Source organism: Nocardia neocaledoniensis, from assembly GCF_029868625.1.
GTDB classification, from domain to species: domain Bacteria; phylum Actinomycetota; class Actinomycetes; order Mycobacteriales; family Mycobacteriaceae; genus Nocardia; species Nocardia neocaledoniensis_A.
In genome coordinates this window covers 1-22,906 of sequence record NZ_JARWOJ010000235.1, presented here as the reverse complement: position 1 = coordinate 22,906, position 22,906 = coordinate 1, and the positions used below count along the sequence as shown (strand labels likewise).

The 22,906-nt window shown below is 71.6% G+C and carries 25 protein-coding genes and 1 other RNA gene; 14 read left to right on the top strand and 12 right to left on the bottom strand.

What is annotated here, in order from left to right:
- Positions 1-195: 195 nt before the first annotated feature.
- Genes QH270_RS18550 through QH270_RS18540 form a run of 3 tightly spaced genes read left to right on the top strand, consistent with a single transcriptional unit; the run spans position 196 to position 2,445 of the window.
- Positions 196-627 carry a hypothetical protein gene (locus QH270_RS18550; RefSeq protein ID WP_280343976.1) on the top strand — a complete coding sequence of 144 codons (432 nt, stop codon included), beginning with the start codon at positions 196-198 and terminating at the stop codon, positions 625-627.
- The gene (gene pip, locus QH270_RS18545; RefSeq protein ID WP_280343973.1) at positions 627-1,589 is read left to right on the top strand and encodes a prolyl aminopeptidase; all 963 of its coding nucleotides are present in this window, start codon (positions 627-629) and stop codon (positions 1,587-1,589) included. Before QH270_RS18550 ends, pip begins: the two co-directional genes overlap by 1 nt.
- Positions 1,590-1,593: 4 nt before the next feature.
- Positions 1,594-2,445 carry a CHAD domain-containing protein gene (locus tag QH270_RS18540; protein WP_280343971.1) on the top strand — a complete coding sequence of 284 codons (852 nt, stop codon included), beginning with the start codon at positions 1,594-1,596 and terminating at the stop codon, positions 2,443-2,445.
- 155 nt (positions 2,446-2,600) lie between these two features.
- Here QH270_RS18540 and QH270_RS18535 read toward each other — a convergent pair whose 3' ends face one another.
- Both QH270_RS18535 and QH270_RS18530 read right to left on the bottom strand, forming a co-directional pair.
- Entirely contained in the window at positions 2,601-4,031 is a 1,431-nt protein-coding gene (locus QH270_RS18535; protein WP_280343967.1) for an RNB domain-containing ribonuclease, read from the bottom strand.
- A gap of 20 nt (positions 4,032-4,051) precedes the next feature.
- Positions 4,052-4,384: a hypothetical protein gene (locus QH270_RS18530; RefSeq protein ID WP_280343964.1), complete on the bottom strand. Its 333-nt coding sequence runs from the start codon at positions 4,382-4,384 to the stop codon at positions 4,052-4,054.
- A 404-nt stretch (positions 4,385-4,788) separates the two neighbouring features.
- On the opposite strand from QH270_RS18530, the gene QH270_RS18525 reads away from it, so the two are divergent.
- Positions 4,789-5,154, top strand: coding sequence for a hypothetical protein (locus QH270_RS18525; protein ID WP_280343961.1), 366 nt, complete (start codon positions 4,789-4,791; stop codon positions 5,152-5,154).
- A 62-nt stretch (positions 5,155-5,216) separates the two neighbouring features.
- Here the strand turns inward: QH270_RS18525 and rnpB are convergent.
- An RNA gene (gene rnpB / locus QH270_RS18520) (RNase P RNA component class A) lies at positions 5,217-5,622 on the bottom strand.
- Positions 5,623-5,658: 36 nt separating this feature from the next.
- Between rnpB and QH270_RS18515 the strand changes: the two genes are divergently transcribed.
- The gene (locus QH270_RS18515) at positions 5,659-6,546 is read left to right on the top strand and encodes an alpha/beta hydrolase (protein WP_280343958.1); all 888 of its coding nucleotides are present in this window, start codon (positions 5,659-5,661) and stop codon (positions 6,544-6,546) included.
- Between the two features lie 54 nt (positions 6,547-6,600).
- A complete protein-coding gene (locus QH270_RS18510) occupies positions 6,601-7,152 on the top strand; it encodes an NUDIX hydrolase (protein WP_280343955.1) in 552 nt (183 codons plus the stop codon).
- A gap of 104 nt (positions 7,153-7,256) precedes the next feature.
- Here the strand turns inward: QH270_RS18510 and QH270_RS18505 are convergent, their stop codons facing one another.
- The 3 genes from QH270_RS18505 to QH270_RS18495 form a co-directional block, all read right to left on the bottom strand.
- Positions 7,257-7,961 carry a S1 family peptidase gene (locus tag QH270_RS18505; RefSeq protein ID WP_280343952.1) on the bottom strand — a complete coding sequence of 235 codons (705 nt, stop codon included), beginning with the start codon at positions 7,959-7,961 and terminating at the stop codon, positions 7,257-7,259.
- A gap of 121 nt (positions 7,962-8,082) precedes the next feature.
- Entirely contained in the window at positions 8,083-9,312 is a 1,230-nt protein-coding gene (locus QH270_RS18500) for a bifunctional RNase H/acid phosphatase (protein WP_280343949.1), read from the bottom strand.
- 16 nt (positions 9,313-9,328) lie between these two features.
- Positions 9,329-10,066, bottom strand: coding sequence for a zinc ribbon domain-containing protein (locus QH270_RS18495; protein ID WP_280343946.1), 738 nt, complete (start codon positions 10,064-10,066; stop codon positions 9,329-9,331).
- A gap of 130 nt (positions 10,067-10,196) precedes the next feature.
- Here QH270_RS18495 and QH270_RS18490 point away from each other — a divergent pair, with 130 nt between their 5' ends.
- On the top strand, positions 10,197-10,808 hold the full coding sequence (locus QH270_RS18490) for a hypothetical protein (RefSeq protein ID WP_280343943.1): 612 nt from the start codon (positions 10,197-10,199) through the stop codon (positions 10,806-10,808).
- 6 nt (positions 10,809-10,814) lie between these two features.
- On the opposite strand, the gene QH270_RS18485 is transcribed toward QH270_RS18490, so the two are convergent.
- Together QH270_RS18485 and cobC are read right to left on the bottom strand one after the other, a co-directional pair.
- Positions 10,815-11,930, bottom strand: a complete 1,116-nt coding sequence (locus QH270_RS18485) for a Nif3-like dinuclear metal center hexameric protein (RefSeq protein ID WP_280343941.1) — start codon at positions 11,928-11,930, stop codon at positions 10,815-10,817.
- A 30-nt stretch (positions 11,931-11,960) separates the two neighbouring features.
- Entirely contained in the window at positions 11,961-13,115 is a 1,155-nt protein-coding gene (cobC, locus tag QH270_RS18480) for an Rv2231c family pyridoxal phosphate-dependent protein CobC (protein WP_280343937.1), read from the bottom strand.
- Between the two features lie 44 nt (positions 13,116-13,159).
- On the opposite strand from cobC, the gene QH270_RS18475 reads away from it, so the two are divergent.
- Both QH270_RS18475 and QH270_RS18470 read left to right on the top strand, forming a co-directional pair.
- Positions 13,160-13,663 carry a low molecular weight protein-tyrosine-phosphatase gene (locus QH270_RS18475; protein ID WP_280343934.1) on the top strand — a complete coding sequence of 168 codons (504 nt, stop codon included), beginning with the start codon at positions 13,160-13,162 and terminating at the stop codon, positions 13,661-13,663.
- A 2-nt stretch (positions 13,664-13,665) separates the two neighbouring features.
- A complete protein-coding gene (locus QH270_RS18470; protein ID WP_280343980.1) occupies positions 13,666-14,532 on the top strand; it encodes an SURF1 family cytochrome oxidase biogenesis protein in 867 nt (288 codons plus the stop codon).
- A gap of 112 nt (positions 14,533-14,644) precedes the next feature.
- Here QH270_RS18470 and QH270_RS18465 read toward each other — a convergent pair whose 3' ends face one another.
- Positions 14,645-15,565, bottom strand: coding sequence for a cobalamin biosynthesis protein (locus QH270_RS18465; RefSeq protein WP_280343979.1), 921 nt, complete (start codon positions 15,563-15,565; stop codon positions 14,645-14,647).
- A 209-nt stretch (positions 15,566-15,774) separates the two neighbouring features.
- On the opposite strand from QH270_RS18465, the gene sigJ reads away from it, so the two are divergent.
- A complete protein-coding gene (sigJ, locus tag QH270_RS18460) occupies positions 15,775-16,728 on the top strand; it encodes an RNA polymerase sigma factor SigJ (protein WP_280343931.1) in 954 nt (317 codons plus the stop codon).
- Here sigJ and ald read toward each other — a convergent pair.
- Positions 16,718-17,821, bottom strand: a complete 1,104-nt coding sequence (gene ald / locus QH270_RS18455; protein ID WP_280343928.1) for an alanine dehydrogenase — start codon at positions 17,819-17,821, stop codon at positions 16,718-16,720. The genes sigJ and ald overlap by 11 nt on opposite strands.
- A gap of 222 nt (positions 17,822-18,043) precedes the next feature.
- Positions 18,044-18,814, bottom strand: coding sequence for an MBL fold metallo-hydrolase (locus tag QH270_RS18450; protein WP_280343925.1), 771 nt, complete (start codon positions 18,812-18,814; stop codon positions 18,044-18,046).
- A gap of 72 nt (positions 18,815-18,886) precedes the next feature.
- On the opposite strand from QH270_RS18450, the gene QH270_RS18445 reads away from it, so the two are divergent.
- From QH270_RS18445 to QH270_RS18430, 4 genes are all read left to right on the top strand, one after another.
- The gene (locus QH270_RS18445) at positions 18,887-19,843 is read left to right on the top strand and encodes a GlxA family transcriptional regulator (RefSeq protein ID WP_280343922.1); all 957 of its coding nucleotides are present in this window, start codon (positions 18,887-18,889) and stop codon (positions 19,841-19,843) included.
- 8 nt (positions 19,844-19,851) lie between these two features.
- Positions 19,852-20,367 carry a gamma carbonic anhydrase family protein gene (locus QH270_RS18440; protein ID WP_280343920.1) on the top strand — a complete coding sequence of 172 codons (516 nt, stop codon included), beginning with the start codon at positions 19,852-19,854 and terminating at the stop codon, positions 20,365-20,367.
- A 115-nt stretch (positions 20,368-20,482) separates the two neighbouring features.
- The gene (locus QH270_RS18435; protein WP_110040252.1) at positions 20,483-20,671 is read left to right on the top strand and encodes a hypothetical protein; all 189 of its coding nucleotides are present in this window, start codon (positions 20,483-20,485) and stop codon (positions 20,669-20,671) included.
- Between the two features lie 7 nt (positions 20,672-20,678).
- On the top strand, positions 20,679-21,302 hold the full coding sequence (locus QH270_RS18430) for a TetR/AcrR family transcriptional regulator (RefSeq protein WP_280343917.1): 624 nt from the start codon (positions 20,679-20,681) through the stop codon (positions 21,300-21,302).
- On the opposite strand, the gene QH270_RS18425 is transcribed toward QH270_RS18430, so the two are convergent.
- A partial coding sequence (locus QH270_RS18425) for an Eco57I restriction-modification methylase domain-containing protein (RefSeq protein WP_280343915.1) occupies positions 21,296-22,906 on the bottom strand: 1,611 nt, incomplete at its 5' end. The genes QH270_RS18430 and QH270_RS18425 overlap by 7 nt on opposite strands.

The following is a 22,906-nucleotide window of genomic DNA, read 5'->3' as shown; positions in this document are numbered from 1 at the left end:
CCCCCCCCCCCCCCCCCGCCGCCCCCCCCGCCCCCCCCCCCCCCCCCCCCCCCCCCCCCCCCCCCGCGGCCCCCCCCCGGCCACTTCGTGGCCGCCGCTGCTCGGGGTCGCGGGTGCGGGGTCGGGAAGGCGACCGGGTTCGGTTCGTGATGGCAGACTCGATGACGACATCCGTCGACACGAGTAGAGGTTTCGATGCCGCATCGCCGTTGGAAGATCCGCACCGGACTGGCGCTGGCGGGCGTGCTCGCCGTCGCGAGCCTGACCGCCTGCGGCAGTGTGGAAGTCACGCCGTCGGGCGAGGCGAGCAGCACCACCGCGGCGCCGCGCAGCCCGCCCGGCCCCGCGACCGGTGACGCGGCGATCAGCGACGCCACCGCGGCCCAGCTGTGCGACATGCTGCGACCGGAGCTGTCCAACTTCCGGGTGCAGGGGCCGACGCTGGGCCGGCTCTCGCTCAACGCGATGGTGCTCGACTGGACGGTGCGCAACGCCGGGCTCGGCCAGCAGGTCCTCGCCGACAAGAAGGTGATCGACCGGGTCACCACCAAGTCGTGCCCGGATGTGCGGACCGAGGCGCTCACGGCGCTCGAATTGCCCGACCTCGCCGCGGGATTGGTGCTCTGATGCGCGAGCTCTACCCCGAGATCGAGCCGCACGCGCACGGCCTGCTCGACGTCGGCGACGGCCAGTCGGTGTACTGGGAGATCAGCGGCAACCCCGACGGCAAGCCGGTGGTCTTCGTGCACGGCGGTCCCGGTGGCGGCACGGGCCCGCTGCAGCGGCGCTTCTTCGACCCCGACCTGTACCGGATCGTGCTGTTCGATCAGCGCGGCTGCGGGAAGTCGCTGCCGCACATCGCCGACGGCGCGAGCCTCGAGTTCAACACGACGCCGCACCTGATCGCCGACATGGAACTGCTGCGCGAACACCTCGGGATCGAGCGGTGGCAGGTGTTCGGCGGCTCGTGGGGTTCCACCCTCGGCCTCGCCTACGCCCAGGCCCATCCCGAGCGGGTCACCGAACTGGTGCTGCGCGGGATCTTCCTGCTGCGGCGCAAGGAGATCGACTGGTACTACAACGGCGCCGCGGGCAACGTGTATCCGGCCGAGTGGGCGAAGTTCCTGGCACCGGTGCCCGCCGAGGAGCGCGACAGCGATCTGGTCGAGGTGTATCACCGGCTGCTGCACTCCCCCGACGAGCAGGTGGCGCTGGATGCCGCGGTGGCCTGGTCGACGTGGGAGGGCGCGACCAGCTCGCTGCTGCCCGCCCCGGACCGGATCGCCGAGACCGGTGAGGCACGCTTCGCACTGGCCTTCGCGCGGATCGAAAACCACTATTTCCGGCACGGCGGGTTTCTCGACGAGGGACAGTTGCTGCGTGACATGGATCGGATCGCGCACTTGCCCGGCGTCATCGTGCAGGGCCGCCACGACATCGTGTGCCCGGCGGTGAGCGCGTGGGACCTGCACACCGCCTGGCCCGGCTCGACGCTGCACATCGTCGAGGACGCCGGGCACACCGCCCACGAGCCGGGCATCACCCACCACCTCGTCGAGGCGACGGATCTGTTCGGGAAGCGGGGCTGAGCGCATGAAGGCCGGAAAAGCCGTGGTCGCGGCACTGCGCGAGGACATCGACCGGCTGCTGGCCGCCGAACCCGACGTGCGCGCCGACGCGGACGACTCGGTCCACCAGATGCGGGTGGCCACGCGCCGCCTGCGCAGCGTGCTGCGCTCCTATCGCGACGCCTTCGACGCCGATCAGGCGGCCGCGACCGTCACCGAGTTGAAGTGGCTGGCCGATCTGCTCGGGGTGGCGCGCGACGCGGAGGTGCGCGCTGACCGGTTCCGCGAGTTGCTCGCAGCGCACGACGAGGTCCCCGAGGAGGTGACCGCGGCGCTGGTCGGCGCGTCGCGCAACGCCTACTCCCGGGCGCACGAGATCGTGCTCACCGAACTCGACAGCATGCGCTACCGCCACCTCGCCGAGACGCTCGAGACCTGGCGGACCGCGGCCCCGCTCGATCCCGAGCGGGCGCGCGAGAAGGCCCGTCCGGTGTTCGAGCACGTCCTGCGCCGCGACCGCAAGCGGTTGCGCAAGATGATCTTCGCCGAGCCCACCTCGGCCCCGGCCGAGCGGGTGGAGCTGCTGCACGATATCCGCAAGGGCGCCAAGCGGTTACGGTATTCCTGCGAGGCGGCGGGCGAGGTCCTCGGCGCTGCCGCCACCGACCTGGGTACCCGCGCCAAACGCCTGCAGAGCGTCCTCGGTGACCACCGCGACGCCGTCGAATCCCGCGAGCACATCATGGCGGTCGCCGCCACCGCGCACGGACCCACCGCCACCCTCTACGAACTCCTCGCCGACACCGAGGAAGCCGCGGCGGGCCGAGCCCTGGCCCGCTATCCCGCGGCCGCAGCCCTGGTCTCCACCGCCGACTGAACCGGCCCGCGCGCAACGGCCACCGCGGCGACGCGCCGCCCTGCCCTGGTCACCGGCGGCGCGAGGCTTGGTCGTGCGCCGCACGATGTGTGAGACTCCAGCGAAAGGCACTGTCCCCGAAGAGGAGTCGACGGCCGCTCGTCCGCGGAGTGTGGTCAGTTCGCGAGGTAGGCGAACTCGATGGTGCGGGTGACGCTGTCGGCGGTGACGAGGCGGACGGAGACGTGTTCGCCCTCCGGGGGTTCGCCCGCGCACCTGGCCAGGATCGGCGGCTCGACGACGAAGATCTCGGCCCCGCGGGAGCCGTTGGCTTCACGCAGGACCAGGGCGGCGAACTCGGTGCCGAGGCGCGGGGCCAGGACGGTCGCCTCGGTGAGGTCGACGCAGGCGCGGTCGACCTTGTTGGCCACCGCGTCGGTGCGGCGCAGGGTGTCCGCCGCCGCGGCGAGCCCGTCGGCGACCCAGCCGGGGACCTCCGTGCCCGCGCAGTAGGCCAGGCAGATCTCGGTGGTGAAGCGGTCGGCGAGGCGCCGCAGCGGTGCCGTGACGTGGGCGTACGGTGCGCCGATGGCGCTGTGGGTCAGTTGGTCCTCGGTGGGGTCGGCGAGTTCGCTCAACAGGGTGTAGCTCGCGCCGCGCAGCAGGCTCGTCGCCTCCGACATCAGCACCAGGGCGGCCGGGGTGTTGGGATCGAGCCCGGCCAGCATCCGCCCGACCGGCATGTCCGCGGGCCAGTCGACGTCGAGCGCCGCGGCCGTGCGCCGCATCGAGGCGATCGCGGAGTCCGGTGGCGGTGGCATGGTGCGCAGCAGGCCGAGCGGAGTTCCCTTGTGCTCGAGCATGATCCGCGCCGCGCACATGCCGGTGAGCAGCGAGACCTGCTCGTTCCAGTCGTCGGCGGCGGTGCGCGGTTCGAGTTCGAGGCGCCACTTGTCACCGTCGCGCACCACGTCCTGGGACGGCAGGCGCAGCGAGATCGCGCCGCGGTCGAGCGCCGACTCGATGCGCAGGCGGCCGAACTCGGGCAGTGCGGTCAGCGCGGGATGCAGGGTGCCCTCGTCGGCGGCGGCCTGCACCTGCGCGTAGTCGAAGCGTTCGCGGGAGCGCACGAGCGCGCGCGTCACCGAGAAGGACAGGGGCGTCGCGGTGTCGTCGAGTTCGATGGTCCACAGCGCAGCGGGCCGGTCGACACCGGGCAGGAGACTTGCGGTGCCCTCGGACAGCACCGTCGGGTGCAGCGGGACGTTGCCGTCGGGCAGGTAGAAGGTCTGGCCGCGGGACTCGGATTCGCGGGCGAGCGCGCTGCCGGGCACGATCACGGCGCCGAGATCGGCGATCGCGTAGTGCAGGGTGAATCCGGTCGGCGTGCGTTCGAGATGCAGCGCCTGGTCCAGATCCATGGCGCTGGGCGGGTCGATGGTGACGAACTCGATATCGGTCCGGTCCACCCGGGTGCCCGCGAACGCGTCGACCGCGTCGCGGGCATTCGAGACGGCCTCGGCCGGATAGTCCGAGGCCAGCCCGAATTCGGAACGGATGGCGCCGAAGTCGACCGGCGCCGAGACGATCCGCTGATGGAGTTCCATCCTGGCAGGGTAGCGAGTGCCTACTGCAGCGCCAGCATGGTGCCGTTGAGCTGATCGAACGGGCCGTACACGGTGAAGGTGACCCGACCGTTGGGCACCGACGACGACACGGCGGCAGCCGCGTCGAGGGCCTGACCGAACGAGGCGGCCGACGGGTGCGGCAGACCGGCGACGGTCATACCGAACCGGGTCTGGTGCACCCAGGCGGTATCGGCCGGGCTGAGGTCGACCTGGACCCCACCCGAGAGCGGGGTCACCGCGACCGCGCCCGCCGATCCGGCACCCAGCGAGGTGAGCACGGCGGCGGCTCCGGCGATCAGCGCACCGGCGACAATGGAACGAACTACCCGCATGTAAATGAGACCTGCTTCCGGGATCGAATGTGTGTGGGCCCGCAACCGTGGCCTCGAGCCCTGCCGACGGCGAACACTCTATGACCTCGCTCACGTTCCCGGCGAGTTCCCACGCATATTCACCGACTCGACACGCCTCGGGCCGCAATTGTTACTGTGGCGGCGGCACTCCCGGCATACGCCGGGCGGTGCGGCACTCGACGTCGATAAATGGGAGCTCCGAACGCATGTCGTCGCTGATTTTCGATTACCTCTTGCCGATTCTCGGTCCGGACGCGGCCTCGTACTGGGCCCAGATGCTGATGATCAATCCCCAGTAACGCACCGATCCGATCGGCTACCTGTCGCCTCCCGTTCACCGCACGGGGGGCGACTTGTTTTCTGGGGCGCTAGCATCCCGCTCCGTGAGTAGAACAACCGCCGCCATCGCGGCCAGCGCCACCGTCTTCGCCCTGCTTCTGGCCGGCTGCGGCGACGATTCCTCGGCCTCCCCCGCCACCTCGACCACCGCCGCCCCCGCCACCAAGGTGGACGCCACCAAGGCGGGCATGTTCGTGGTGAGCTACCGCAACGCCTTCCCGAAGCTGGCCGAGGGCCGTGACGACGCGGCGGTCGCCAATGTCTTGAACCTGACCTGCAGCGACATCAAGGCGGGCAAGTCCGAGGCCGACATTGTGGCCGCGGTCGTCACATACTCCAAGAACGGCGCGACCACCGCCACCAACGACGAGGCGAAGACGATCTACGAGACGGTCAAGCTGATGTGCTGAGCCCTCGCGGCGCGACGAAGCGGCGGTTCCCGTGTGGGACCGCCGCTTTCGTCGATCGTGCGCGGACGAGCCGGCCTGTAAGCCGGATCCTGTCCCCGGTTCGCACCGGGGGGCGACCATCCATCTGGACACACCGTCGCCGGGTGCCTCGAGCGGTCCACCCGCAGGCTCGGGCGAGCAGCCCTCGAACACCTGCGCAGCCGCACCGCGAGGTGCGACCTTCGACCTTGCTCCGGGCGGGGTTTACCGAGCCGCCCCGGTCACCCGGGGCGCTGGTGCGCTCTTACCGCACCGTTTCACCCTTACCGCACGTGCTGTGCGGCGGTCTGTTTTCTGTGGCACTGTCCCGCGGGTCGCCCCGGGTTGCCGTTAACAACCGCCCTGCTCTGTGGAGTCCGGACTTTCCTCGGCACCGGGCAGCGACACCATCGTGCCCGTTCCCGTCACCGCGGTCGCCCGGCCGACTCGTCCGCTCGTACAGGATACTCGGTACGGTAATCACTCATGGAACGTGTCGACGTCAGTTTCCCCTCGGGCGAGCAGCAGTGCGCTGCGTGGCTGTATCTGCCCGACGGTGCTCCCCGGCCGCGACCGTTGGTGATCATGGGACACGGGCTGGGGGCCACCCGCGAGATGGGGTTGGATCGGTATGCGCGGCGGTTCGTCGCGGCGGGAATGGGGGTGCTGGCGTTCGACTACCGGCATTTCGGGACGAGTGAGGGGGCGCCGCGGCAGGTGCTCAACATCGCTCGCCAGCGTGCGGACTGGAAGGCCGCGATCGCCTACGCGCGCAGCATCCGTGGGTTCGACGCCACCCGGATCGCGTTGTGGGGCACGTCCTTCGGCGGGGGGCACGTGTTGTCGGTGGCACCCGACGACGACTATCTCGCCGCGGTCGTCGCGCAGGTGCCGTTCACCAGCGGCTGGGCCTCGGCGATGGCGAAGGGGCCGATCAGCCTCACCAAGGTCAGCACGATCGCCATGACCGACCTGCTGTTCGGCCCGCTGCGGCGCAAGCCGGTGCGGATCCGGCTGGCCGGACGCAAGCGGGCGGCGGCGCTGATGAGCGCGTCCGATGTGCCGGAGGGTTTCGGCAGGCTCGCCGAGGAGAGCGACACCTATCGGCCGAAGGTCGGTGCGCGGGTGGCGTTCTCGACCCTGTTCGACTCGCCGGGCCGCCGCGCGAAGGCGCTGAAGGTGCCGGTGTTCTACGCGATCGCGGAGAACGATTCGGTGGCACCGGCCGCGCCGACCCGCAGGGCCGCCGAGCGCACCAAGCACGCCGTGGTCAAGCAGTACCCCGTCGGCCATTTCGACGTGTACTTCGACGACGTGTTCGAGCAGGTCGTGCGCGATCAGACCGACTTCCTGGTCTCCGTGCTGCGCCCGTGACGAACCGGTGCCCCACCGCCGATTCGGCCTGACGCCGGCGGCGGTTGGGGCACCATGGTTGCCATGGAACAGCTCAGCTCGCGCACGATCTACACCAATCCGTGGATGCGGCTGCGGGAGGACACGATTCGCCGCACCGACGGTTCCGTCGGCATCTACGCCGTGGTCGACAAGGTCGACTGGGCGATGGTGATCCCGTTCGACGGCGAGGGCTTCCACCTCGTCGAGCAGTTCCGGTATCCGCTGGGCGAACGCTACTGGGAGTTCCCGGCGGGCACGCCGCCGCAGGGCACCGCGCCGTCGCCGGTGGAGCTGGCGCACAACGAGTTGCGCGAGGAGACCGGCCTGCGGGCCGGGCGGATGACCCCGCTCGGCGTCCTGGCGACCGCGCCCGCCTCGACCAGTCAGCGCGGGCACTGCTTCCTGGCCACCGATCTCACCCCGGGTGAGCCGGAGCGTGAGCCCGAGGAGCAGGACATGCGCACCGCGTGGTTCTCCCGATCCCAGCTCGAGGCGATGATCCTGCGCGGTGAGATCGTCGACGCCCACGCCGTCGCCGGTTACGGCCTCCTGCTCATGCACGAACGCGGGCTCGGCACGTCGTGATCGGCGCCGTGGTGGGGGTGCCCGAACAGCTGCTCACCCCGCGGCGAAAAGCACAGGGCGCGACACCGGATGGGTGTCGCGCCCTGGTGCGCTGGAACGGCGGATCAGATGGGCTGGAACCCGGCGCCGACGCCGCCCGCCCGGTTCAGCACCTCGAGGATGACCCCGATCGGCTGGAAGTACGCGGGCGAATGCAGCGGGTTCGCGCCGTTGGTGCACGGGAAGTCGAAGTCGACGGGGCCGAGGCCGGTGAGCCTGCCCTGGTTCATGCCGACCAGCCGATCACCGACGACGACCGGACCACCGGAATCGCCCGGCTGCGAGCAGTACTGGTTGATCGAGGTGCCCTCGAGCTCACCCCACACCACGCCACAGCTGCGGCCGCTGGTGCGCCCGTCCGAGCACACCGTCGCGCCCGCGGCGGGCGGCTCGCCGATGCCGACGACCGTGGTCTGGCCGACGGTACGGACCGGAACGACCTTCGACGCGTCCAGTTGCAGCACCGCGAAGTCGAGGTACTCGCCGTCGTCGGAGAAGGCGACGGTGCCGATCACACCAGCCTGCAGCGCCTGCTCGGCCCCCACCCTGGCACCGGTCGGCGCGCAGTGGCCCGCGGTCAGGCCGACCAGGCGGCCCGCGCTGTCGTGGCCGATGGCGGTCAGCGAGCACCCGGAGTTGTTGTCGAAGACGATGCCCGAGGCCGCGCCGAGCACCACGCTCGGTTCGGCCGACACGCTGCCCGCACCTGCGGACGCGGTGAGCGCCCCCGCGATGGCCGCCGCGAACGCCGCCATCCGTAGAAACCTCATCAAGTACCTTTCTCGATGGCCGCGGCATTCCGCACGCCCGAGAACCTTTCGGGCGCCGGGGCGTCGTCGTTACGCCGAACCGCGAACCTGGGCGACCGTACCGCGCCCCGGCGACACCCGCCTAGCTCAGATATGAAACGTCGTTGACGAGGCGGACCGAGGCGCCGCCGTCGGGATAGAACTCGGCGATGCACAGCGAGGCCAGATCCAGGTGCAGCCGGTACAGCAGGGACGGGCCGACCCCGAGCGCCAGCTGCAGCAGCGTCTTGATCGGGGTGACATGGCTGACCACCACGATGTTCTGGCCCGGATACAGCGCGACCAGATCCCGCCGGACGCTCTCCACCCGTTCACGCACCTGATCGAAGCTCTCCCCGCCGGGTGCGGGAATCGACGGGTCGCCGAGCCAGTCGGTGTGCAGCTGCGGGTCGCGCTGGGCGGCCTCGGCGAAGGTGAGACCCTCCCAGTCGCCGAAATCGGTCTCGATGAGACCGTCCAGCACGCGCAACGGCACGTCCAGCGCCGCGGCGGCGGCCTCGGCGGTCGCGCGGGCGCGTTGCAGCGGCGAGGTGACGACGGCGGCGATACCGCCTTTGGCGGCAAGCATTTTCGCGGCGCGCTCGGCCTGCCGGCGGCCGAGATCGGTGAGCGGCGGGTTGCCGCGACCGGAGTAGCGGCGCTCGACCGACAGCTCGGTCTGGCCGTGGCGCAGCAGCAACAGCCGCGTCGGCTTGCCGAGCGCGCCGGTCCAGCCGGGCGCGTTGGACGGACGCGTCACCGCGCCGTCGAGCGCCGGGTCGCCCTCGACACGCTCCGCCGTGGCAGCGGTGACCCGGTCGGATCCGCGCGTCTCGGTGTCGACGACATCCTGATGCCCGGCGGACACAGCCACCTGGTCGCCGGGAGCGTGCCCGGCGGCGACGGCCTCTCGAACGGAGCCGACGAGATCGCCGTCGTCCATCGCCTCGTTCGCCAGCCGGTCGGCATGGGAATTCTCGGCGCGCGGAATCCAGGTGAAACTCACCCGATCGAAGCCCGCGACAAGTGCCCGCGCCTGTTCGACGAGCGGAATCATCGACGGGTGCTTGACCTTCCAGCGACCCGACATCTGCTCGACGACGAGCTTGGAGTCCATCCGCACCGCGACGACCGAGGCGCCGAGTTCGGCGGAGGCCGCCAAACCGGCGATGAGGCCGCGATATTCGGCGACATTGTTGGTGGCGACGCCGAGGTATTCCTTGCGCTCGGCGAGTACCCGCACGTGGTCGGCGTCGAAGACGACCGCGCCGTACCCGGCCGGGCCGGGATTGCCGCGCGAGCCACCGTCGGCCTCGACGATCACCTCGGTCATCGGCGCACCGCGTCGATCACAGCCCGGATTCCTTGGTGCGCACCATGATCGCGCCGCATTCGGGGCAGCGCACGACCGCGTCGGGGGCGGCCTTGGCGATGCGCTGCATCTCGCCACGGTCGATCTCGATCCGGCAGGCGCCGCAGCGGCGGGCCTGCAGCAGCGCGGCCCCGACGCCGTGCGCGGCGCGCTGCTTGTCGTAGATCGCGAGCAGCTCGTCCGGGAACAGGCCGAGCAGGCCGGCCCGGTCGGTGTCGCAGCGCCGCTGGGCCACGTCGAGATCGGCCATCGCCTCGTCGCGCAGGCGTTCGGCGTCGGCCAGGTCCTGTTCGGCCTTGCTGAGCCGGGCGCCCGCGTGGTCGTGGTCGGCGGCCATCGCCTCGCGCTGTTCCATCACGGTCAGCAGCTCGTCCTCGAGCACCGAGCGGCGCCGCTCCAGGCTGCCCAGCTCGTGCTGGAGTTCGGCGAGCTGCTTGGCGGCGACGGTGCCCGCGGTGAGCATGCCGCGGTCGCGGTCCTCGCGCTTGCGGACGGCCTCGACCTCACCCTCGAGCTTGCGGATGTCGCGATCCAGATCGTCGATGCCGATCTCCACGGCGACGGCGGCGTCCTTGTACCCGTTGCGCTCGGCCGCCAGGCGCGTCACCTCCTGCTGCTCGGGCAGCGCGTTCCTGCGGTGCGCGATCCGCGTCAACTCGGCATCGACAGCGGCGAGCTGGAGCAGCTTGGACTGGACCGACGGTTCGACATTCAACGCGCACGAACTCCTGAACACTGTGGACGGATGGGTTGGTCAACCGTACCGCGCCGCGCGGGTGCGTACGCCACGACCCGAGAACGGGCCGGGCGGGAACCGATCGAGGTCTCGGCGCGTCCAACCCGGTATGACCGACGCACCTCCCGCCACCGACCTGGTCCTGCCCCTGCGACCGCGACGTTTCGATCCCCACGCCGAAGACCGGCAGCTCCAGCTGACCGTGGCGACCGCACTACCGCCGGTCTGCCCGGCGCACGGACTACCCGCGATCGGACCGACGGAAGAGATCCTGCGGTTCTGGGGCAAGGCCGGAGCGTTCCGGCAGGAGGGCGTCGGCCGCAATCTGCTCGAGGCGCTGAAGGCGGCCACGCTCGGCAAACTCGTGGCCGAATGCAACGAGCCCACCGTCGCCGTGCAGGCCACGTGGCCGAAGTGTGAACGGTGTGTGGCGCGGGCCGACGCGCGCGTGCGGAAGCTGATCGTCTACTACGTGGGCAGCCTGTTCCCGCTCCTGCTCGCGGGCATGCTGTACCTGGCCATTCCCTCGGCGGTCACGCTGCTCGCCGGGCTCGCGGGGGTGCTGTTGCTGTTCGCGGCGATCATGCTCGGCCCCGCGGTCTTCACGGGGCTCGATCGCTATCTGGTGGCCGCGATGGCGCCCGACGCCGGAACGGTCACCGTGCGTGTCCATCCCGAATTCGCCCGCGCCTGGACCGGTCTCGAGCGATCGCGGCCGTGAGGCCGGTCAGCCGGTGACCGTCCACGGATCGGTGCGCAACGTGGAGACCCGCGTGGTGAGGGCGGGCAGCGCGGCCCGGACGATCTGTTCGGCCTGTCCGCACCAGGGGAATTCGGTGGCCCAGTGGGCGGCATCGATGAGGGCGGGGCCGCCGCGGCGCAGATGTTCGTCGACGGGATGGTGGCGCAGGTCGGCGGTGACATAGGCGTCGACACCCGCGCGGACGGCCGCGTTCAGGTAGGAATCGCCGGCACCGCCGCAGACGGCCACCCGCTCGATGACGCGATCCGGATCGCCCGCGGCGCGCACGCCCCAGACGGTGCGCGGCAGGCCGACCCCGACGCGGGCGGTGAACTCGCGCAGGGTCTCCGGTCGCGCGAGTTCGCCGATGCGGCCGAGGCCGAGCGAGGACGGCAGGGCCGCGCGTTCGGTGACGTGATAGGCCGGTTCCTCGTAGGGATGGGCCGCGCGCAGCGCCGCGAGGACCGCGGGGCGCGAACTCGGCGGCGCGACGACCTCGACCGCGTCCTCGGCGACGGTCTCCACCTCGCCGACCACCCCGATCGTCGGATTCGCGCCGGGCGCCGGCCGGAACTGACCGGTCCCGGCCGTGTACCAGGCCGCTTCCCGATAGTCGCCGATCGCGCCCGCGCCGGCGGTGAACAACGCCGACATCAGTGCGGCGGTATGCGTACGCGGCACCTGGATCACCCACTTGTCCACCGGGGCAACGGGTTTCGGGTCGAGTGGGCCGGTCACCGTGAGGCCGACGGCGGCGGCGAGCGCGTCGGAGACGCCGGGGTCGGCGGAGTCGGCATTGGTGTGCGCGGAGAACAGGGCGCAGCCGGACCGGATCAGCCTGTGCAGCAGCGCGCCCTTGGGGGTGTCGGCGGCGACGGTGTCGACGCCGCGCAGCAGCAGCGGGTGGTGCACGACCAGCGCCTGGGCGCCCCACTCGATCGCCTCGTCGACCACGGCGGCGGTGGCGTCGACGGCGAAGACCACCTTGGTCACCTCCTGCGCCGGGTCGCCGCACACCAGCCCGACCGAATCCCACGATTCGGCCAGCTTCGGCGGGTACGCCGCGTCGAGCACCCCGATCAGTTCGGCCAGGTCAGGCACCGCCGCCTCCTTTGTCGTCGTTGGTTCGTCTCACCACATCGCCGCCCGCAAGCCCTCGATCAACCGGTCGACCTCGGCGGTCCCACGCACCGCGACCCGAAGGTGGTCCGGGCCGAGCCCCGGGAACGTGTCGGCCCGCCGGACGGCGATGCCGCGGTCGGCCAGTTGCTTGCGCACGAGCGCGCCGTCGCGCACGGCGAGCAACAGGAAGGGGCCCGTCGCCGGGGTGTGCACGTCGACGCCGAGCGCGGTGAGGCGCTCGATCATCGCCGCACGCTCGACGGCGATCCGGTCCGCCTCGCGCCGCGTCTCGGCGACCGCCGCGGGCGCGGCGGTCGCGATGATCGCCTCGAGCTGCAGCGTGCCGAGTGGCCAGTGCGGCCGCCCCTGGCTCAGCCGGGCCAGTACCTCCGGCGCGCCGAGCGCGTATCCGCAGCGCAATCCGGCCAGCGCCCACGTTTTGGTGAGGCTGCGGAGGACGAGCACATCTGGTGCGGACAGGCCGGCCAGCGACTCCGGTTCGGCCAGGGGCGTGGGGCCGGTGACGGACGCGGGCGCCGCGCGGTCGACGAACGCGGTCGGCGCGCCGTCGGCGGAGGCGGGCGCCGCGTGATCGGCGGGGGCGGGGTGCACACCGGGATCGGCGATCGCGTCGACGAAGGCTTCGTCGACGACGACGAGGCGGCCCGGGCGCCGCAGCGCCTCGATGGCGGCGGCGGGGTGCAGGACCGAGGTGGGATTGGTCGGGTTGCCGAGGACGACGAGGTCAGCGTCTTCGGGGACCAGTGCGGGGTCGAGGGTGTACGGGCGGTCCAGGATCACGCGGGTCACTGGCACGCCGGCTTCGCGCAGCGCCAGTTCGGGCTCGGTGAACGACGGGTGGACGACGGCGGCGCGGCGGGGCGCCAGGCGCGGCAGCATGGCGAAGCCCTCGGCGGCGCCCGCCAGCAACAGCACTTCCTCGGGTGCGCGGCCGTGCCGGGCGGCGACGGCGGCGCGGGCGGCGGCCTCGTCCTCGGCGCTCGGATAGCGGCCGAGATCGTCGAGACGCCCGGCCAGCCGCGCGCGCAACCAGTCGGGCGGGGCGACCCCGCGTACGTTCACCGCGAAATCGAGCATGCCAGGCCGGGCCTCCACGTCGCCGTGGTGGCGCAGCATCGCGGGGTCGACGGAGTCCTGGAACACAACTGAACACCCTACGTGGCGGCGATTCGGCGCCACGGGCGACAATGGCAGCCGTGGGTCCAGTTCATGTGAGCTTCGTGTGCACCGGCAACATCTGTCGCTCGCCGATGGCGGCGAAGATGTTCGAGGCGCATCTGTACCGTGCCGGTCTCGCCAACCGGGTGCGGGTCACCAGCGCGGGCACCGGGTCGTGGCATGTCGGCGATCCGGCCGATCCGCGCACCGAGGCGACGCTGCGCCGGGCGGGCTACCCCACCGAGCACATCGCCGCCACCTTCGGTCCCGAGCACCGCGACGCCGACCTGATCGTGGCGCTGGACAGCGGCCACGATCGGGAGCTGGCCCAGCGCGGGGTGTCGACCGAGCAGCGCAGACTGCTGCGCAGCTTCGATCCCGGCGCCGACGGCCGAGACGTCCCCGACCCCTACTACGGTGACCAGTCCGATTTCGACCTGGTCCGCGATCAGATCGAGGCCGCCATCCCCGGTCTCCTGGACTGGGTACGCGCCGCGCTCGACACCCGCGCCACCGCCGACGCGCAGCCATGATGATCCGCAAACTCACCTTCCTGCTGCGCCCGAGCTGGCTCATCCTCGCGGTGATCGTCGTCGCGTTCGCCTACCTGTGTTTCACCGTGCTGGCGCCGTGGCAGCTGGGCAAGAACACCAGCACCGAGCACCGCAACCAGCTCATCGCCGACTCGGTGCGCGCCGAGCCGGTGGATGTCACCGGCATCATCGACGGCGACCCGACCACCCACACCGAGTGGCGCAAGGTCACCGCCAGCGGCTCCTACGTACCGGATTCGACGGTGCTCGTGCGCCTGCGCCACCTCGACGGCGCCCCCGGCTACGCGGTCCTTGCCGCGTTCCGGCTCGACGACGGGCGCACGCTGCTGGTCGACCGTGGCCTGGTCGCCGCCGTCGACGGCACCCGTCCCCCGGTGGTCGACGCCCCGCCCGCGGGTACCCAGCGGCTGGAGGCCCGGGTCCGGGCGTCGGAGGGCGTGGTGGCCGACAAGCCGCCGAGCACCCAGGACGGCTATCGGCAGGTGTACACGGTCGACACCGGCCAGGAGTCCACCGTCCTCGGCACCGCGCTCACGCCGATCCCCACCGGCACCGACAAGGGCGGCTACCTCCAGCTCGCAGAGGGCCAGCCGGGCGCGTTCACCCCGGTCCCGCTCCCCCAGCTGGACGCGGGCCCCTACCTCTCCTACGGCCTGCAGTGGCTGGCCTTCGGCATCATGGCCCCGCTCGGGCTCGGTTATTTCGTCGTCGCCGAACTCCGCGCCCGCCGCCGCGAACGCGCCGAGTCCCCCGCCCCGGCCACGGTGGAGTCCACCCCGTCGCCCGACACCCCGGCACCGCCGACCACGGAAGCCCGCCTGGCCGACCGCTACGGCCGCAACCGCTGACCCGCCCCATTGCGGAACCGCCCCCTCCGGGCCTCCGCAGACGAGCCCACACCCGCATTCATCTGAGGTAGCACGGGGGCATGTCGCCGATGAGCCCGGCCGGGAACACCCGCTAGCGCCGCAGAACTCCAGCGACGACCGCCGACACGACCAGCGCGCCGACCTGTACCGCTTCCGACATGCGCACCGCGCGGCGGAGGTCGGCGGTGGTCGGTGGGGGTCCGTCGCCCAGGGTCGGGCGGAGTTCGGCGCCGTGGCGGTATTGGGTGCGGCCGCCGAGGCGGATGCCGAGCGCGCCGGCCATCGCGGCCTCCACGACGCCAGCGTTGGGGCTGGGATGTTTGACGGCGTCGCGGCGCCAGGCCCGCCACGCCGCGGCCGGTGTGCCGCCCACCAGCGGCGCCAGCGCGACCGTGAGGATGCCGGTGAGCCGAGCGGGCGCCAGGTTGGCCAGATCGTCGGTGCGGGCGGCGGCCCAGCCGAAGCGTTCGTAGCGCTGGTTGCGATAGCCGATCATCGCGTCGAGGGTGTTCACGGCCCGATAGCCGAGCAGGCCGGGCACGCCCGCGACGGCGCCCCACAGCAGCGGAGCGACGGTGGCGTCGGAGGTGTTCTCGGCGATGGATTCCAGTGCGGCCCTGGCCAGTCCGTCCGCGTCGAGCACCGAGGGGTCCCGGCCGCACAGGGAGGGGAGCAGCTCGCGGGCGCCGGCGATGTCGTCGGCATCGAGCCGGTCGGCCATCGCGTGTCCCGCGCGCGTCAGGGACCGACCGCCCAGCGCCGTCCAGGTCGCCAGGGCCGTCGCGAGCACCCCACCCCTGGCGGCCAGCACGCCGATCCCCAGCACCGACCCCACCGCCACGACCTCGTGCAGGACACCGGCCCGCCGATCGTCGGCGTAGGTCGACCGCTCCAAAGCCATTGCCGCCGAGCCGAATCCGGCCACCGGATGGAACCGGCGCGGATCGGCGAACACCCGGTCGAGCGCGAACCCGAGAACGAGACCCACCGCCGTCGAATTCACCCTCTGCACCCGCACGAGTAAACCCTAGAGTCATCGCCCGCCGCCACGAACCTGCCCTCCGACCCGGCCCAGACGCCTCGACGTCACGGCCCGGAATTACGCCGAACCCTGACCCCCGCCCGGGAATGTCACACCCGGCCCCGCTGGTTCGTCCTCTCTGCGAGGCACTTCCTACACTCGCCCGAGCAGGGCCAACGACGACCGAACGGCGATCACCGATGACCGACGCACCGCAGCACTCCGACCAGGCCGAACTGGCCCGTCGCTTCGAGGAGCATCGCCCCTACCTGCGCAGACTCGCCTACTCCACGCTCGGCAGCCTCAGCGACGCCGAGGACGTGGTCCAGGACGCGTGGCTGCGGCTGCAGCGGCACCACGAGGCGGGCAAGGCCGACGAGATCGACAATCTGCGCGCCTGGCTGTCCACCGTCACCGGCCGCCTCGCCCTCGATCACCTCGGTTCGGCCCGCGCCCGCCGCGAGCAGTATGTCGGCGAGTGGCTGCCGGAGCCGGAGGTCACCGCGTGGGACGACCCGGCCGACCGCGTCTCCCAGGACGAGCGGGTCACCACCGCGCTGCTGGTCGTGCTGGAGTCCCTCTCGCCCGCCGAACGCACGGCGTTCGTACTGCAGGACGTGTTCGGCATGACCGGACCCGAGGTCGCCGAGGTCGTCGGCCGCACCCCGGCCGCGGTACGGCAGCTGGCCTCGCGCGCCCGCAAGCACGTCGAATCCGGCACCCCCCGTTTCCCGGCCTCCCGGGACGAACAGGAGAAGGTGGTCTCGGCCTTCGCGCTCGCCTGGCGTTCGGGTGACCTGAGTTCGCTGCTCGGCGTGCTCGACGCGAATGTCGTGCTCACCGCCGACGGAGGCGGCAAGGTGCCCGCCATCCGGCAGCCGCTGCGCGGGGCCGAACTCATCGCCAAGGCGCTGCTCGGCTGGTACCACGGGCCGTCGGCGGCCGAGGCCTGGGGTCGCGCCGTCCTGGTCAACGGCGCGCCCGGGCTGGTGGTGTTCGACGGCACCAACATCGGCGTCTTCTCGTTCGTCGTCGACGCGGGCCGCATCGTCGCCATCAATGTCGTCCGCAATCCCGACAAGCTGCGTGACCTGCCGACCGAGGGCGTGCCGGACTGGTTCCTCGGCGGGGACGACCGACCGCTCAGACGGTGAGCGAATAGCCGTGCGCGGCGGCGACTTCGGTGGACAGGAGTTTGCCGTCGTGCGCGGTGAGGCCGGCGGCCAGGCCAGGATCGGCGGTGCACGCCCCGCGCCAGCCCTTGTCGGCGATGGCCAGCGCGAACGGCAGGGTGGCGTTGGTGAGGGCGACGGTCGAGGTGTGCGGCACCGCGCCCGGCATGTTCGCCACGCAGTAGAACAGCGAATTCGCCACGGGGAAGGTCGGATCGGCGTGGGTCGTCGGCCGGGTGGAGGCGAAGCAGCCACCCTGGTCGACGGCGATGTCGACGAGCACCGACCCCGGCCGCATCCCGGCGACGAGCTCGTCGGAGACCAGCTTCGGCGCCTTGGCGCCCGGCACCAGCACCGAGCCGATCACCAGATCCGCGGCGAGCACGGCCTTCTCGATCTCCAGCGCGTGCGAGGCGAGAGTGCCCACCCGACCCGCGAAGCGGGCGTCGAGTTCCCGCAATCGCGCCAGATTGGTGTCGAGCACGCTCACCCGTGCCCCCATCCCCACGGCGACCGTCGCCGCGTTGGTCCCCGCGACGCCACCGCCGAGCACCACCACATCGGCCGGGCGCACGCCGGGCACGCCGCCGAGCAGCACGCCCTCGCCGCCCATCGGCGCCATCAGGTGATAGGCGCCGACCTGGGTGCCGAGCTTGCCGGCCACCTCGCTCATCGGCGCGAGCAGCGGCAGCGATCCGTCCGCCGCGCGCACGGTCTCGTAGGCGATCGCGGTGATGCCCGCGTTTAGGATCGCGTCGGTGCACTCCTTCGACGCGGCCAGATGCAGGTAGGTGAACAGCACCTGGTCGCGTCGCATTCGCGAGTACTCCTGCGCGATGGGCTCTTTCACCTTCAGGACCAGGTCGGCCTCGGCCCAGACCTGGTCGGCGTCGGCGCCGATCGTCGCGCCGGCGGCGACGTAGTCCTCGTCACCGAAGCCCGAACCCTGCCCCGCCCCGGCCTGCACGAGCACCCGGTGCCCGTGCGCGGCCAGCTCGGAGGCGCCGGCCGGCGTGAGCGCGACCCGGAACTCCTGCGGTTTGACCTCGGCAGGTACCCCGATTGTTCCCGTCATCGGCCCAGCTTAGGACGCGGGTCGACGGGAGTCGGGCGGTTATCGGTCGCGTGTTGTCACGGTGTCGGGGCCGCGGCCGAGGTCGTCGCCTCGGCGTCGTGGCAACACTTCTCCTGAGTCGCGAGACCCGCGCCCGGGAGCCGGACGCGGGTCGATCGTTGCTGTCGGGTGAGCACCCCGCGGACCACTCGACAGGGATGAGAATTGAAGGTTCCGAATCGCTCAGACGGTGAACACCTCACCCCGCACCGGAATCCGGAGCCGATCGCCGAGACCGGCGTAGCCGAAGCTGCGCTCGAGGTGGTCCAGCGATTCGGTGAAATGGGCCCAGCCCTCCGCGTGCACCGCGACGATGATCGCGTCGCCGAGCGCCTCGGCGGCCAGGACCGCGGTGCGCGCGTTCAGGGTGACATCGCTGTCGCCGAACCGGCCGACATTGGCGGCGCCGATATTGAGCACCGCCACGTCGATGCGCCCCATCCGCGCCACGATCTGTTCGACCAGTTCCACCGACGCGTTGTCCCCGGAGACGTACACGGTCGGCTCCCCCGCCGCACGCAGGACGAACCCGGTGACGACGCCGCTGAGCGGTTCGCAGCCGACGGGCCCGTGCAGCGCGGGCACGGCGACGACCTCGACCGCGCCGAGCGTGACGCTCTCCCACGGTCGCAGTCCGCGCACACCCTCGATCCGGCCCGCGGCATCGGGCGTGGAGAGCACCGTGCCGACCCGGGCCAGCAACTCGCGACCCGCCGTGTCGAGATTGTCGGCGTGCTGGTCGTGCGAGAGCAGCACGACGTCGATCGGCCCGACGGCCTCGATCGGCACCGCGGGCCCGCTGAGCTTGTGCAGGGTGATCGGCCCTGGATAGTCGCCGGGCTCGTCGAAGGTCGGATCGGTGAGCCAGGTCGCGCCCGCGTAGCGGAAACGCAAGGTCGGGCCACCGATGTGGACGGCGTCGAGCAGAGCGGAGCGGGTGACGGTCTCGGTCATGTCGACCACTCTGGCCGATCGGGCCGCCCGCCGGAGAGTGGCCTTCAGGCCGCGCATCGCTAAGATCGGGCCATGCGTTCGGTGGCCGTCATCGCGTTCGACGGAATCAGCCCCTTCCATCTGTCGGTGCCGACCCTCGTCTTCGGCCGATCCGGGATCGGCGTCGCCGGCGACCTGCCCTACGACGTGCGGGTCTGCGCCGAGCAACCCGGAACCCTCGCCACCGCGGCGGGTTTCGACATCACCGTGCACCACGGCCTGGACGCGGTGGCCGACGCGGAGCTGGTGATCTTCCCCGGCTGGCTACGCGACAAACCCCTGTCCCCCGCTCTCGGCGCGGCCGTGCGCGCCGCGCACGCCGACGGCGCCCGGCTCGTCGGCCTGTGCCTGGGATCGTGGGCGATCGCGGCGACCGGGCTGGCCGACGGTCGCGAAGTGACCACGCACTGGGCCGCCGCGACGGCGCTGGCCGCCGCCTATCCGCGGGTGCGGGTCCGCGCCGACGTGCTGTGGACCGATCTCGGCGACGTGATCACCTCCGCGGGCGTGGCCGCCGCGCTGGACTGCTGCCTGCACATCGTCCGCGGCGACGTCGGCGCCCGCGCGACCACCGAACTGGCCCGCGCGCTGGTCACCGCACCGCACCGGCACGGCTCCCAGGCGCAGTTCATCCCGATCGACCCGATCGACGCCGACACCGACGACCCGATCGAGCACGCCATGGTGTGGGCGCGGGCCCGTCTCGGCGCCGCCATCGATCTCGATGCCTGGTCGCGGGCGGCGTTCATGTCGCGGCGCACCTTCACCCGCCGCTTCCGCGAGCGCACCGGCACGAGCCCGCAGCGCTGGCTGTTGCGCCAGCGCACCGACCATGCCCGGCTGCTGCTGGAGTCGACCGACGACACCGTCGACCGGATCGCCCGCGACACCGGTTTCGGCAGCGCGGTGAACCTGCGCCACCACTTCCACCGCGCGCTCGGCACCTCTCCGGCGGCCCACCGTGCCCAGTTCCGCGGGACAGCGCGATAATCGCGACCATGATCATCAAGGTGGCCGGGTTCGCTCCGGAGATCGACGAGACCGCATGGATCGCGCCGAACGCGACCGTCATCGGGCGGGTGCGCCTGGCCGAGGAGGTCGGCATCTGGTATTCGGCGGTGTTGCGCGGCGATCTCGAGGAGATCGTCCTTGGCGCGCGCACCAATATCCAGGACGGCTGCGTGCTGCACGCCGACCCCGGTTTCCCGCTCACCGTCGGCAGCGGAGTCTCGGTGGGCCACAACGCGATTCTGCATGGCTGCACCATCGGCGACGACGTCCTCGTCGGCATGGGCGCGACCGTGCTCAACGGCGCGGTGATCGGCGCGGGCAGCCTGATCGCGGCCAACGCGCTGATCCCGGAGGGCGCCCAGATTCCGCCCGGCTCGCTCGTGGCCGGCGTGCCCGGCAAGGTGCGCAAGGAACTGACCGAAGCCCAGCAGGACGGGATCAAGCTCAACGCCGCCGTCTATGTCCACAATCTCGCGGCGCACCGCACGGCCGAGATCTTGTGAGACGTCACACCGATCAAGTGACCAGTAGGGAAACCTGATAGCATTTGCCCTGCGTATCGCGTCCGGCCAAGAGTTCGGCGGCCGGCACCGGGTACGCGAGGCAGGAGGTTTCACGGTGGCATACAGGCAGACCGGTGTGCACCTGGCGGAGCGGCGGCTCAGCGTCGCCGATATCGCCGCCCAGCCAGGCGGAATCGAGGCACTCCAGTGCCGGGTTCACGAATTACGTTCCCGCGGAGCGGACTTCGCCGCCAATGCGATCGAGCGGGAGATGGCCGCGCTGGATTTGTCGCCACAGGGATAATGGGGCGATGCCCACCGTCTCGTCCATCCTCGCGCGGATCCTGGAGAAACCCGTCACCGACGGGGAGAAGCTGCTCGACAGCGCGCTGTCGGCGTTTCTCGATTTCGGCATCAAGCGCACCAGCATGGGTGAGATCGCCCGCCGCGCCGGCATCAGCCCGGCCACCCTGTATCGCCGCTTCGAATCCAAGAACGAGCTGGTCGAGGCGGTGGGCGTGCGCGAGGCGCAACGCTACGTCGCCGAGATCGACGCCCGGGTCAGCGCGGTCACCGAGCCCGGCGAGCAGCTGGTCGAGATCTTCGTGGCATTCGTGACGACCATCGCGGGCAACGAACTGCTGCGCCGACTGCTCGGCACCGAGCCGGAGATCATCCTGCCGCGCCTGACCACCGAGGCGGGCCCCATTCTCGCGGTCGGGCGCGGCTACCTCGCCGACAAACTGCGCGAGCTCCAGGCCACCGCGCCGGTGCCGGAGTTCGATCCCGACCTGGTCGCCGAGATCATGGCCAGGCTCGCGCTGTCGCTGGCGCTCACCCCCGACGGTCTCATCCCGCTCGACGACGCCGAGGCCGGTCGCGAGTTCGCCCGCCGCACCCTGCTGCCGATGGTCGGGATCCACCGCGCTCACTGAGCGGGCACCCCGAAGGCGGCGGCCACCGCCTCGTCGACACCGGCCCGCGCCACGGGCACCCCGTCTTCCACCACCGACCTGACCCGCTCGACGATCACCGCCGAGTCGGGTCGCGCGGGGTCGGGCAGCGGCAGTCGCCCCACGTACTGGGTGATCCAGCGGCGCCTGCCGGAGTAGAGGCGGTTGCCGCACACCGCGTCGTAGAATCGCAATCCGAGCGCCGAATTCGCTACGCCCATCAGCAGATACGCCAGGTCGGTCGCCTGCGCTCCGGCGCCCAGATCGGTGAGCGAGATCCAGTAGCAGTCGCCGTTGACCACCGCGCCCGACCGATCCAGCGCGAACCGCGGCCGTTCGCTGATGTCGGGAAACACCAGTTTCGGCGCACCCCACAGGTGTGGGCGCTGCGGTACCCAGATCTCGAACCATTTCCGGCCGCCGTCGAGCACGTAGCGGCGGCCGGCGAGCACCTGTTCGTGCGATCGCAGGTACTCGGCCGCACCGGGGAAATCGGCGAGATCGATCGGCGTGCGGCGCGGTTGCAGGAGGTCGTACGGATACAGCACCTTCGTGCCCCGGTCCGGGCCGATCCGCCACGGTTGCAGATCGTGGTGGGTGATCAACTCCCGCAACAGTTCCGGTTCCGGAGTGGGGTCCATCTGCTCCCACCGGTCGGAGATGAACACCCGGTCGGCGGTGGTCTTGATCCCCACCCTGATCCGCGCCGTGTCACCGAACGTGCGCCAGGTGCGCTCCCCGATCCGATCCAGCCAGCGATCGACCGCGGGCCGGGACATGCGCCACGCGGTGTCGGCGGATCGTCCGGAGCGATCCACCGCGGCGGCCGCACCATCGCTGCCCGGCCGTCGATTCGCGCGAACCGGCCCGAGGTCGCGCTGCGGTGCGGACAGAGCCTGACCCGGTCGGGTTCCCGGAGCGCCGGTGGACAGCACACCGACCTCGACGGCGAAGACCCGGTCCCCGGCACCGACCAGGCAGGCGCGCGCGCCGGTCAGCGCGTCGAAAAGATCGACAGCGCAGTCGGGTTCGGCCCCCGGCTCCTCATAGACCGAGACGTAGCGGCAGGCGAGCGAGGTCGGCGCCCGCGTGGCGATCGTGATCGCGGGCAGTACCGCCGCGGCGAAGAGCTTGGTGTCGCCGAGGTCGTAGAGTTCGGCCGGGTGCAGGTCCTCGGTCAGAATCCGGCGCAGATTGGCGCCGGCGCGGGTGGTGAGAAACCGGTTGGCGCACAGCAATCCGAGGACACCGTCCGGGGCGAGCAGACGGGGCGCGACCGCGACGAACGGGTGCGTGAGATCGATCCGGCCGCGCAGACCGAACCGTTTGCTGAGCAGCTGGGCGGTCGAACCACCGAGCTGCTGGGTGCGCACATAGGGCGGGTTGCTGATCACCAGGTCGAACGAGCCGTCGGCAAGGCGCGCCGAGGCCGCCAGGAAATCACTGCGGTGGCAATCGATCTCGACCCCGGCGGGGGGGGCCCCCCCCGCGGGGGGGGCGGCCCCCCGCCCGGGGGCGGGGGATACGAGGGGGGGGGGGCGGGCAGACCCGGGGGGGGCGCCCCCCCCCCCCCCCCCCCGAGGGAG